The organism is Bacteroides muris (ex Afrizal et al. 2022) (assembly GCF_004793475.1).
Lineage (GTDB): Bacteria > Bacteroidota > Bacteroidia > Bacteroidales > Bacteroidaceae > Bacteroides > Bacteroides muris.
The window spans coordinates 22066-34602 of record NZ_SRYZ01000008.1 but is presented as its reverse complement, the minus strand read 5'-3'; the positions used below and the strand labels follow the sequence as shown (position 1 = coordinate 34602).

Annotated in this window: 7 protein-coding genes and 1 pseudogene; 3 read left to right on the top strand and 5 right to left on the bottom strand. The window is 49.8% G+C overall.

Going from position 1 to position 12537, the window contains the following annotated elements:
- The first annotated feature begins 35 nt into the window (after positions 1-35).
- Genes E5355_RS05645 through E5355_RS05635 form a run of 3 tightly spaced genes read left to right on the top strand, consistent with a single transcriptional unit; the run spans position 36 to position 6079 of the window.
- On the top strand, positions 36-3068 hold the full coding sequence (locus E5355_RS05645) for an efflux RND transporter permease subunit (RefSeq protein ID WP_136009527.1): 3033 nt from the start codon (positions 36-38) through the stop codon (positions 3066-3068).
- Positions 3065-4390 carry a TolC family protein gene (locus E5355_RS05640; RefSeq protein WP_136009526.1) on the top strand — a complete coding sequence of 442 codons (1326 nt, stop codon included), beginning with the start codon at positions 3065-3067 and terminating at the stop codon, positions 4388-4390. Before E5355_RS05645 ends, E5355_RS05640 begins: the two co-directional genes overlap by 4 nt.
- Before the next feature lie 48 nt (positions 4391-4438).
- Positions 4439-6079 carry an amino acid permease gene (locus E5355_RS05635; RefSeq protein WP_136009525.1) on the top strand — a complete coding sequence of 547 codons (1641 nt, stop codon included), beginning with the start codon at positions 4439-4441 and terminating at the stop codon, positions 6077-6079.
- Here E5355_RS05635 and E5355_RS19800 read toward each other — a convergent pair.
- The 5 genes and pseudogenes from E5355_RS19800 to E5355_RS05610 all read right to left on the bottom strand — a co-directional run.
- Positions 6050-6280: pseudogene (locus E5355_RS19800) on the bottom strand (acyltransferase); the annotation flags it as partial. The gene E5355_RS05635 and the pseudogene E5355_RS19800 overlap by 30 nt on opposite strands.
- Before the next feature lie 139 nt (positions 6281-6419).
- Positions 6420-8060 (bottom strand): fumarate hydratase, encoded by a 1641-nt coding sequence (locus E5355_RS05625; RefSeq protein WP_005824254.1) that lies wholly within the window; start codon positions 8058-8060, stop codon positions 6420-6422.
- A gap of 133 nt (positions 8061-8193) precedes the next feature.
- On the bottom strand, positions 8194-10185 hold the full coding sequence (locus E5355_RS05620) for a DUF4954 family protein (protein WP_168354283.1): 1992 nt from the start codon (positions 10183-10185) through the stop codon (positions 8194-8196).
- A gap of 108 nt (positions 10186-10293) precedes the next feature.
- Positions 10294-11550 (bottom strand): GTPase HflX, encoded by a 1257-nt coding sequence (gene hflX, locus E5355_RS05615; protein ID WP_136009523.1) that lies wholly within the window; start codon positions 11548-11550, stop codon positions 10294-10296.
- Between the two features lie 187 nt (positions 11551-11737).
- A complete protein-coding gene (locus E5355_RS05610; protein ID WP_136009522.1) occupies positions 11738-12514 on the bottom strand; it encodes a hypothetical protein in 777 nt (258 codons plus the stop codon).
- Positions 12515-12537: the final 23 nt, after the last annotated feature.

Below are 12537 nucleotides of genomic sequence, written 5' to 3'. Positions count from 1 at the left end.
ATTATCAATTATCAACCATCAATTATCAATTGAACATGAATATATCCGAATTAAGCATACGGCGACCGGTACTCTCAACAGTACTTACCATGATAATTCTGCTATTTGGTTTCATCGGCTACAATTACTTGGGTGTACGCGAATACCCGTCCGTAGATAATCCCATCATATCGGTGTCCTGCTCCTATCCGGGTGCCAACGCCGATGTTATCGAGAACCAGATAACAGAACCTCTGGAACAAAACATCAACGGCATTCCCGGCATACGCTCCCTCTCCAGTGTCAGCCAGCAAGGTTCATCACGCATCACAGTGGAGTTCGAGCTTTCCGTTGACCTGGAAACAGCCGCCAACGACGTACGCGATAAAGTGTCGCGCGCGCAACGCTACCTGCCTCGCGACTGTGACCCGCCTACAGTTTCAAAAGCGGATGCCGATGCCATGCCTATCCTGATGGTGGCACTCCAGAGTGACAAACGTTCCTTATTGGAGTTGAGCGAAATTGCCGACCTCACCGTAAAGGAACAGCTACAAACAATCTCCGATGTCAGCAGTGTAAGTATCTGGGGAGAGAAGCGCTACTCCATGCGTCTTTGGCTAGACCCCATCAAGATGTCCGGTTACGGCATCACTCCCATGGATGTGAAAAATGCCGTAGACCAGGAAAATGTGGAACTTCCCTCCGGCAGTATCGAAGGAAATACCACCGAACTCACCATCCGCACACTGGGACTGATGCATACGGCGGAAGAGTTCAACAACCTTATTCTGAAAGAAGATGGCAACCGTATCGTCCGTTTCAGCGACATAGGACGTGCCGAGCTGGGCCCTGCCGACATCAAGAGTTATATGAAGATGAACGGTGTACCCATGGTGGGTATCGTAGTCATTCCGCAGCCGGGCGCCAACCACATAGAAATAGCCAATGCCGTATATGACCGCATGGAGAAGATGAAAAAAGACTTGCCCGAAGACATTCAATACAACTACGGTTTCGACAACACCAAGTTTATCCGCGCCTCCATCAACGAGGTGAAACAGACGGTATACGAGGCTTTTGTGCTTGTTATCATTATCATCTTCCTCTTCCTGCGCGATTGGCGCGTGACACTGGTACCGTGCATCGTGATTCCGGTTTCGCTCATCGGTGCCTTCTTCGTAATGTATCTGGCAGGCTTCTCCATCAATGTGCTTTCCATGCTGGCAGTAGTGCTGGCCGTAGGCTTAGTGGTGGACGATGCCATCGTAATGACTGAAAACATCTACGTCCGCATAGAAAAAGGAATGCCTCCTAAGGAGGCAGGCATCGAGGGAGCCAAGGAAATCTTTTTTGCTGTAATCTCCACCACCATCACGTTGGTTGCCGTGTTCTTCCCCATTGTGTTCATGGATGGCATGACGGGACGGCTGTTCCGCGAATTCAGTATAGTAGTATCCGGTTCGGTGGTTATCTCTTCATTTGCCGCACTGACCTTTACCCCGATGCTTGCCACCAAACTCCTGGTGAAACGCGAAAAGCAAAGCTGGTTCTACCGTAAGACCGAACCTTTCTTTGAAGGGATGAACCGGATATACAGCCGCTCGCTGAACGCCCTGCTGAAACAACGCTGGATGACGGTGCCCTTTACCGTAATCACTATTCTCCTCATCGGCTTCCTCTGGAACACGATACCCGCAGAAATGGCGCCGTTGGAAGACCGTTCGCAAATCAGCATCAACACGATGGGAGCCGAAGGTGTGACCTACGAGTATATCCGCGACTACACTGAAGACATCAACCAACTGGTAGACTCCCTCGTACCGGACGCCGAAGCAGTGACTGCGCGCGTATCAAGCGGTAGCGGCAATGTACGCATCACGCTAAAAGATATGAAAGACCGCGACTATACCCAAATGGAAGTGGCTGAAAGACTATCGAAAATGGTGCAGAAAAAAACCAAGGCGCGTTCTTTCGTGCAGCAATCCTCCTCGTTCGGAGGACGGCGTGGCGGCATGCCTGTGCAATACGTGTTGCAGGCCACCAACATCGAGAAGTTACAGGAAGTGCTGCCCAAGTTTATGACGAAAGTCTACGAAAGTCCTGTATTCCAAATGGCAGACGTGAACCTTAAATTCAGCAAACCCGAAGCACGCATCAATATCAACCGCGACAAAGCAAGCATCATGGGCGTAAGCACCAAGAACATTGCCCAAACCCTGCAATACGGCTTGAGCGGACAGCGCATGGGATACTTCTACATGAACGGAAAGCAATATGAGATATTAGGCGAAATCAACCGCCAGCAACGTAACAAGCCCGCCGACCTGAAGGGCATCTATATCCGAAGCGACAACGGGAACATGGTACAGTTGGACAACCTGATAGAGCTGACCGGCGGCATCGCCCCTCCCAAGCTCTACCGCTACAACCGCTTCGTCGCCGCCACCGTTTCTGCCGGACTTGCCGACAGGAAGACCATCGGTCAGGGACTGGACGAAATGGACCGGATAGCCAAGGAAACTCTGGATGACTCGTTCCGTACCGCACTGACGGGCGACTCAAAAGAGTATCGCGAAAGTTCGTCGAGTCTGATGTTTGCCTTCATACTCGCCATCGTACTGATTTATCTTATTCTTGCCGCCCAGTTCGAAAGCTTCAAGGATCCGCTGATTATCATGCTGACGGTGCCTCTCGCGATTGCCGGCGCACTGGTATTCATGTATTTCGGAGGTATTACCATGAACATCTTCAGCCAAATCGGCATCATCATGCTGATAGGTCTGGTAGCCAAAAACGGTATTCTTATCGTGGAGTTTGCCAACCAGAAGCAAGATGCGGGCGAAGAAAAGATGATGGCCATCAAAGATGCCGCCTTGCAACGCCTGCGCCCTATCCTGATGACAAGTGCCTCTACTATACTAGGACTGATACCGCTGGCATTTGCCACCGGCGAAGGATGCAACCAACGCATTGCCATGGGTACTGCCGTCGTAGGCGGCATGCTCATCTCCACACTGCTGACGATGTACATCGTGCCTGCCATCTATAGTTATGTATCAACCAACCGAAGTAAACTAAAAACCGCATGAAACACATTGTTTTAATTTTCATAGCCATCGTCTGCACAGCACCGGGCCTTTATGCACAGCCTGCGCCTACCTACACCTTGAAGTCCTGCCTAGAGCAGGGATTGCTGAACAACTACTCCCTGCGCATTGTCCGCAATGAAGAGCAGGTCAGCAAGAACAACGCCACACTGGGCAATGCGGGCTACCTGCCCACACTGGACCTCTCCGCCGGCTACAAGGGAACCATAGACAATACCGAGACCAAAGCCCGAGCCACCGGAGAGACAACCAAGGACAACGGAGTGTTCGACCAAACTCTCGATGCAGGCATCAACCTGAACTGGACTATCTTCGACGGTTTCAACATTACCGCCAACTACCAACGGCTCAAGGAGCTGGAACGCCAAGGCGAGACCAATACGCGCATCGCCATCGAGGACCTGATAGCCAACATAGCCGCCGAATACTATAACTATGTGCAGCAGAAAATCCGCCTGAAGAACTTCCGTTATGCCGTATCGCTATCCAAAGAGCGCCTGCGCATTGTGGAAGAGCGTTACCACATCGGTAACTTCTCGCGCCTGGACTACCAGCAGGCCAAAGTGGACTTCAATGCCGACAGTGCCCAATACATGAAACAGCAGGAACTGCTACACACCTCACGTATCCAGCTGAACGAACTCATGGCAAACAAAGATGTAGACCAGCCGTTTATCATACAAGACAGCCTCATCAACGTGACCGCCTCCCTGAACTTCGAGGAGCTGTGGAACGCCACCCTCACCATCAACGCCTCACTGCTACGTGCCGAACAGAACAATACCCTGGCCCGTCTGGACTACAAGAAAGTCTGCTCGCGCGACTACCCATACGTGAAGATGAACGGCGGATACGGCTACACCCTCAACAAGTATGACATCTCTGCCAACAGCCGCCGCAGCAACCTCGGTCTGAACTTCGGCGTCACGGTCGGCTTCAATCTGTTCGACGGCAACCGGCGCCGCGAACGCAAGAATGCCCGCATTGCCGTGCAGAACGCTCGCTTGGAACGGGAGCAACTGGAGCAAGCCCTGCGCGCCGACCTCAGCAACCTATGGCAGGCCTACCAAAACAACCTGCAAATGCTGAACCTGGAACGCCAGAACCTTGTGGCTGCCAAGGAGAACCACGAGATTGCCATGGAACGATATATGCTGGGCAACCTCTCGGGAATCGAGATGCGCGAAGCCCAAAAGAGTCTGCTGGATGCAGAAGAACGTATTCTCTCCGCGGAATATGATACCAAATTATGTGAAATCTCCCTACTGCAAATCAGTGGAAAAGTAGCGCGCTATATGGAATAAGCAATATAATCCGTACCTTTGCGCCCGATTTATCAGAATTGAAGCACAATGGGATTATTCATCAGAAAGCCATTCGAGGCACTGCAAGCGGAGGCTAATGCCTCCGGAAAGAAAACATTGAAACGTGTACTTGGTCCGTGGAGCCTTGTTGCCCTGGGCGTGGGAGTCATCATCGGAGCGGGTCTATTCTCCATCACCGGAACGGTGGCGGCAGGCTATACGGGACCGGCCATCACACTGTCCTTTGCCATTGCCGCACTGGGATGCTGCTTCGCCGGACTATGTTATGCGGAATTTGCATCCATGATACCCGTAGCCGGCAGCGCATACACCTACTCGTATGCCACGATGGGCGAACTCATCGCCTGGATTATCGGGTGGGACCTGGTACTGGAATACACCGTAGCCGCAACCACGGTAAGCATCAGCTGGAGCCGCTATCTGGTCGTCTTTCTCGAGGGACTGGACATACATCTACCGCAAGCCCTCACCGCCTGTCCCTGGGATGGCGGAGTCGTAAATATCCCCGCCTTCCTTATCGTAGTGCTGATGAGCCTCTTCCTGATACGGGGCACGGAAGGCAGCTCCATCTTCAACGGCTTCATTGTATTCCTGAAGGTTTCCGTCATACTGATTTTTGTCATACTCGGCTGGAAATACATCAATACCGACAACTATACACCTTACATCCCTGCCAATACGGGCGTGCTGGGCGAATATGGCTTCTCCGGCATCATGCGAGGGGCGGCCATCGTATTCTTCGCCTTCCTCGGGTTCGACGCCGTGAGCACAGCCGCCCAAGAGACGAAGAACCCGAAGCGGAACATGCCTATCGGCATTCTGGTCTCCCTGCTGGTATGCACCGTGCTCTATATGGTTTTTGCCCACGTCATGACGGGAGTGGCACACTACACCGCCTTCAGCGGACAGCAAGGCATTGCTCCCGTTGCCATAGCCATAGAGCACATGGGGCAGGCTGATGCTGCAGGTATCATCCAGCCGGACTATCCCTGGCTGAACCGTGCCATCGTGCTGTCCATTCTGTTCGGATATTGCTCCGTCATCATGGTGACACTGCTGGGACAGAGCCGCGTATTCCTAAGCATGAGCCACGACGGGCTGCTGCCTCCTTTCTTCTCGCATATCAACGAAAAGTTCCGTACTCCGGCACGCAGCAACCTGCTCTTCATGGTACTTGTGGGCCTGCTGGCAGCTTTTGTACCCGCACGGCTGGCCGGAGAGATGACAAGCATCGGCACGCTGATGGCCTTCACGCTAGTCTGTGCCGCTGTACTGGTAGTACGCAGAACCATGCCTGACGTGCCCCGTTCCTTTAAAACCCCACTTGTTCCACTTATCCCCATACTGGGTATTCTTACTTGCCTTTGCATGATGTTGTTCCTTCCTGCCGATACATGGATACGCCTGGTGCTGTGGATGCTCATCGGTCTGGACATCTACGTGGGCTACGGCATGAAGCACAGTAAGCTGGAGCATGGAGGCGCCACCCGCCACGGGCAGGTGGCCTTGAACATGATTGGACTTATCCTTGCCGTTCTTTGTGTCATCACCGGGCTGTGGCACCAACAGACTGTGGGATGGGGAGAAAGCAAAGTGCTGCTGATTATCTCGTTTGTTTTCGCATTCACGCACTGCGCTTACTATATGTGGAGAATCTGGAGGAAATAATAAGCCCTGAATCTCCTCCGTAAAATCCGGCAAGGATATCATATGGCGGAAACCAATGAATGTTACAGCATAGCCAATGGCAAACATGGGAATGCCGATGCCACGGAGTTGCCGGCCCATCCAGTCATGGTTCCTCAGATAATGCCCCAACAATAGATAACCGTTGAAACTGGCAAAGTAATACAGCATACCGAACGAGTTTCAGTTTGTTTTGCTTGATGAAACAGAGTGTTCTATGCCGCGAAACACTTTGTTTCCCTCTACAAAACAAAAAAGCCGTAACAAGATTTTCTCCGTTACGGCTTTCCTTATATTATGCCCTTCTAAAAGGCTTCTGTTTTTACTTGCTGCAATTCCAGGGTTTCAGTTGCTTGAAGAAGTCGTTGCCCTTATCGTCCACCAGGATAAATGCAGGGAAGTTCTCCACCTCAATCTTCCAGATAGCTTCCATACCGAGCTCGGGATATTCCACGCACTCGATGCTCTTGATATTGTTCTGGGCCAAGATAGCTGCAGGACCACCAATAGAGCCCAAGTAGAAACCGCCGTACTTCTGGCAGGCATCCGTCACTTGTTGGCTGCGGTTACCTTTGGCAAGCATAATCATGCTGCCGCCGTGACTTTGGAAGAGGTCTACATACGGGTCCATACGTCCGGCAGTAGTCGGGCCCATGGAGCCGCAAGCCATGCCTTGAGGAGTCTTGGCAGGACCGGCATAGTAGATGGGATGGTCTTTGATGTACTGGGGCAGGTCTTCGCCACGGTCCAGACGTTCTTTCAGCTTGGCGTGTGCGATGTCACGGCCTACGATAATGGTTCCATTCAGAGACAAACGGGTGGAAACCGGATACTTGGTCAGCTCCTTCAGGATGTCGGCCATCGGCTGGTTCAGGTCAATCTTCACCACGTCGCCTTCACCGGCCTTACGGAGTTCTTCGGGAATCAGTTCGCCCGGATTGCTGTCGAGCTTTTCAATCCAGATACCTTCTTTATTGATTTTACACTTGATGTTGCGGTCGGCAGAGCAGGAAACGCCCAGACCCACGGGGCAGGACGCACCGTGACGCGGCAGGCGGATGATGCGGATGTCGTGAGCCAGATACTTGCCGCCGAACTGGGCACCGAGGCCAATCTTATGAGCTTCTTCCAGTACCAGCTTCTCCAGTTCCACATCGCGGAAAGCGCGGCCGAACTCATTGCCGGTAGTGGGTAGGTTATCGTAGAAGTGGGTGGAAGCCAGTTTCACAGTCAGCAAGTTCTTTTCGGCAGAGGTACCGCCAATAACGAATGCGATGTGATAGGGAGGACAAGCTGCCGTACCCAAAGTCTTGATTTTTGAGATAAGGAAGGGAACCAATGTTTCGGGGTTGAGGATAGCCTTTGTCTCCTGGTAGAGATAAGTCTTGTTGGCAGAGCCGCCACCCTTGGTTACGCAGAGGAACTCGTACTCCATACCTTCCGTAGCTTCGATGTCAATCTGTGCGGGAAGGTTGCACTTCGTATTCACCTCATCGTACATGGTGAGGGGAGCATTCTGCGAATAACGCAGGTTCTCTTCGGTATAAGTCTTGTAAACACCCAGTGAAAGAGCTTCTTCATCACAGTAGCCAGTCCATACTTGTTGTCCCTTTTCGCCGTGGATGATTGCCGTACCCGTATCCTGGCAGAAAGGAAGTACCCCCTTGGATGCCACCTCTGCATTACGCAGGAAGGTGAGTGCCACATATTTATCGTTATCGCTTGCTTCGGGGTCGCTCAGAATCTTAGCAACCTGCTCGTTGTGCGAACGACGCAACATGAACGATACATCGCGGAAAGCCGCATTGGCCATTGCCGTCAGACCTTCTTTTTCAATCTTCAGGATAGGTTTTCCTTCAAACTCGCTTACCGACACGTAATCTTTCGTAAGCAGATAATACTCAGTAGTATCTTTCCCTTTCTCGAACATGGGCTGATACTTGAACGGAGGTGTTGTTGCCATAATTACTCGTATATTTAATGTTTAAAAGTGATTCGGATAGCAAAGGCAGCCCGAAAACCGCCTTTACAGAGCAAAGGTAAAAACTATTATTGAAATAATTCTTTAATTAGAGTAAAAAGGCGGCAAATCATAATTATTTTTCTGATACCCGCCGCATCCGTCCTATCAGTTCATCACCCAGCGCCGTCTTCACCTCTATATGTTTCAGTACAGCCGTCACAAACGGATTACTTTCAAAGTCGCCGCGCACCTGCTCAAAGTCGAGTTCCTTTTCCAGGCGCGAGCCGTCGGCACCGAAGCCCGTCATGGAAGCCAGTGAAAATTCTTTCTTGGCATCCTCATACACCATGCGGTCGAGGCCAACTACTGCTTCTTTCCATTTTTCGACAATGCGCATAACGTCTTCTGCCGTCATGTTCTCCGGTTTGATGCCATAGAATTCTTCCAGCCTCTCATACGCCCATGTCCATTCGTATGTATAATAGTTGCCGTGCATCTTCTCAAACTCGGCATTGATAGACTTCAAGCGGTCGACTTTACCGGACTCAATACCGTCTATCAGCGCATCTATCTCACTCTTCGGAGCTATCAATCCGGAAATATCCACCCATTCGCCACTGCCAATGGCAGTATCGGGCTTCAAACGGGCACGTATTTCTTCATTGCTCCGGAAGTCAATGCCTTCCAAGCGCTTGATGACAGAGTTTCCGAGGAACTTATGAATGGCTATTTCATAGAAGCGGATACCTTTCACCAAAGCCGAGTTACGTATCTTCGCACTATGGAAAGAATAGATATCCGAAAGCTCGCCACTGGCATGACGCAGATTCTGCAACGTTTCCCGTCCCTTGAACATCTTCTGCACCGTGTAGGGGCTAAGAAGATTATAGTTGATGTAATCCAGTTTGTTCGGGTCGGTACGCCCGTCACGTTTCGGCCACTTCTGGGCATCGCGGATGGTACCCACACTACGCAGGTTGACACCGGGCACGAGGTAGGTGGTATTATTCTGCTCTATCAAGTAAGAGAACGGCAGGTTCGAAGTATCAGAATGGTTGACATGGCGCCCCATTACCAAGGAGAACGCTCCCACCCTTGCAGGCCACAAGATGTACGAATCGGAAGTCGTCTTGGCACCACGCTCCAAAGTGCCTTGATGGATAGGCCCTAACTTATACATATGGTTGCTCTGATTGGACCCCGAGCCGGCATTCATAAAGGAAAACATACCGGCAATCAGCAACGTGGATTTATGGTGCGTCACCGTATAAGGTCCGGCAAAAATAGCGCACGCCTCCCCGTTCTCTCCCTGGCAGTTGCTGAAAAACAAAGAATCTGAGGCAGAGTAGTTGTGTCCCAACTTGCATGCCTGCCCCACGAAGCAGCGGCTCAGCATAGCTCCGTCATCTACATGAGACCCGGTAGAGATGATGAAATCATCACAAATCACCCCATGCCCGATGTGTACCGGCGCCACCTCGTTGCTGTTGATGCTTCCGTTATACAGACGGCATGTACCACAGATGCGGCAATAATCACCGATGCGCACATTCTTTATGGAACCGGTGTTCAATATCATTACATGGTTCCCGATGCTTCCTACAGCAGAAGCATGTTTGTTGGAATAAAAATCCGTGATTTCCTTCATCCGTGCAATCAGCTCCGGACGATGGCGGTAAAGCGCCAGAATATAGGCCTGGTGTGCGGAGAGTTTATCACTAATCAGTACCTCACGGCCTCCTGTTTCATTCAAAACAGACACTTCTATCCCGTTGCCAAACTTCGACACACCGTCTACCAGAATAATATCCACATTCTCAATAAAGGTGTCATGCCCTATTTCATAATTGGCAATATAGTTCTGGATATTCTCAATACAACAGTTATCTCCCACCGTTACATTATGCAACGTCACATGCCGCAAACCGGAATGCTTCCTGATTCCTCCCGGCAACATAAATTCTGAATGGAACACTCCCAAACGCACCTCACCCGAAAAACGGGTATGATGCACAAATTCCGTTGAGAACTCTTCTGCAACGGTTACTTTCCCCCAATCATCAGCCAGACATGACTGGCTCTTCAACCGGAGAATTTCATCTTCGGTCAGTCTTCTGTAATTCATCCTTATAACGAGTTATGAGTTATGAGTCATAAGTTATTGCCTTTGCCGGCACTACCAATTCAAACCGCTGCCAGCAAATAACTCATAACTTATAACTCATAACTAAAATTAAATTTCTTCTTCGTAGGTCTGATAAAGAAAGTCATTATAGGGGTACTTCTGCACGTGCAATTCCTTCACACGCTGATAAACTACACTCTTCAGTTCCTCCATATTGATTTTTTCGCGGGCAGAAATAAAGAGGCAGTCATCCTCCATCTTGGCCATCCACGTCTTCATCAGTTCTTCGAGTGTCAAGTTTTCCTTGGTTCTGGGGGTAAGGTCGTCAGCCGCTTTCTCTATATAAGTATAAGCGTCTATCTTATTGAATACAAGAATCATGGGCTTACCGGCGGCACCGATATCTGCCAACGTCTTGTTCACAACTTCTATCTGTTCTTCAAAATCCGGATGAGAGATGTCTACGATATGCAACAGCAAGTCTGCCTCTCGTACCTCATCCAGAGTAGACTTGAAGGAGTCTACCAAATCCGTCGGCAATTTACGGATAAAGCCCACTGTATCAGAAAGCAGGAACGGCAGGTTCTCAATAATCACCTTACGCACCGTAGTATCCAACGTGGCAAACAGCTTATTCTCTGCAAAGACTTCACTTTTCGAAAGCAAAGTCATCAATGTGGATTTTCCTACATTGGTATATCCCACCAATGCCACACGAATCAAGCGTCCGCGGTTCTTCCGCTGGGTAGACTTCTGCTTGTCAATCTCAGCCAAGCGCTCCTTCAACAATGACATACGGTTCAAGATGATACGGCGGTCCATTTCCAGCTGCGTTTCACCCGGGCCGCGAAGTCCCACGGAACCTTTACCTCCACCGGCACCGGAGCCACCACCCTGGCGTTCCAAGTGGGTCCACAAACGTTGCAGACGAGGAAGCATATACTTGTATTGCGCCAGTTCCACCTGCGTTTTCGCGTTGGCAGTCTGTGCACGCATGGCAAAAATATCGAGAATGAGCGAAGTACGGTCCAATATCTTAATCTTCAACTCCGCTTCAATGTTACGTATCTGTTTCGCAGAAAGTTCATCGTCAAAAATCACCATGCCGACTTCACGTTCGGCTTCTTCTTCATTACGGATATACTCTCTGATTTCTTCCAGCTTGCCCTTGCCGACGTAGGTCACGGAATGCGCCTGATCCAGCTTCTGGGTAAACCGCTTCACTACTTCCGCCCCGGCTGTCTCAGCCAAGAATGCAAGCTCGTCCAGATATTCATTGGTCTTACGCTCATCCTGGGTCTTCGTGACAAGACCTACCAATATCGCTGTTTCTGCCCGCACTTCGGAGATTACAAATTCTTTCATAGTTTCTATACCTTATTATATATACGTATTGTTGGTTCGGGCAGCAAATATAAATAATTTTGGCGGAAGCGCCTTAAAAAGGGGAATAAAATAAAAACAGACACAATAGAAAAATGGCATGTAAGATGAAGTCAAACTTCATCTTACATGCCATTTCTAATTACATATTATCTAATTGCCAGGATAATCAGAACCCTTCCGGCATCTCCAGCGTTTCCGTGAATCCTTGATACAGTACTCCCCATTTACCACTGTCAAGTACTACTAAGCCCTGCATCGGGAAAGACAACACGTTTCCTTTACGCTCCATACCTGCTGCTGCAAAGTATAGCATACCATAATCCGTCTTGTCATAACCAGTAGGTTGAGGATCCCAACCTATCAGTTCTTGATTGTCATCGCTTAGCGTAAACATGATGGGATATCCTTTCGTAATGCAATCTTCCAGCTTATAGATGTTAGCCTCTTTAGCCTTCAGCACAGGTTGATCCCAACCCTCGCCAAATAATTGAGATGCATAGTAGCCTGTACCTATATTGAGCCAAGTATAGTCACGCTTTATATTGACCGTCACCTTAGGTGAACCATAAACGTAGGAATCTTCTTCAGGAATGGTAATAGTATAAGATGCAGTAGTACCCACAGCTATGTCAAACGCAATCTTTACTTCTTTGAGTGCTTCACCGGCAGCAAAATCAATCGTTGTCGGTACTGTTACGTTCTCCGCATCTGTAGTCAAGTGAATAGATGCAGCCGCATCTGTTTTCTGACGGCCGATTTTGACCACAAAAACCTGTTCATCATTCGGATAATAAGTCAAATCAGTGTTATCAGCATAAATATAAGCTTGTACACCCTCGGTAGGAACCGGAGAAGGCTCCCACTCCACACCGTCTGAACAAGCCGTCATAGCCAAACCGCATACGGCCAAGCCCAAAAACAATTTATTGAATATCTTATTCATATACAAATTCTATTAAAAGTTAG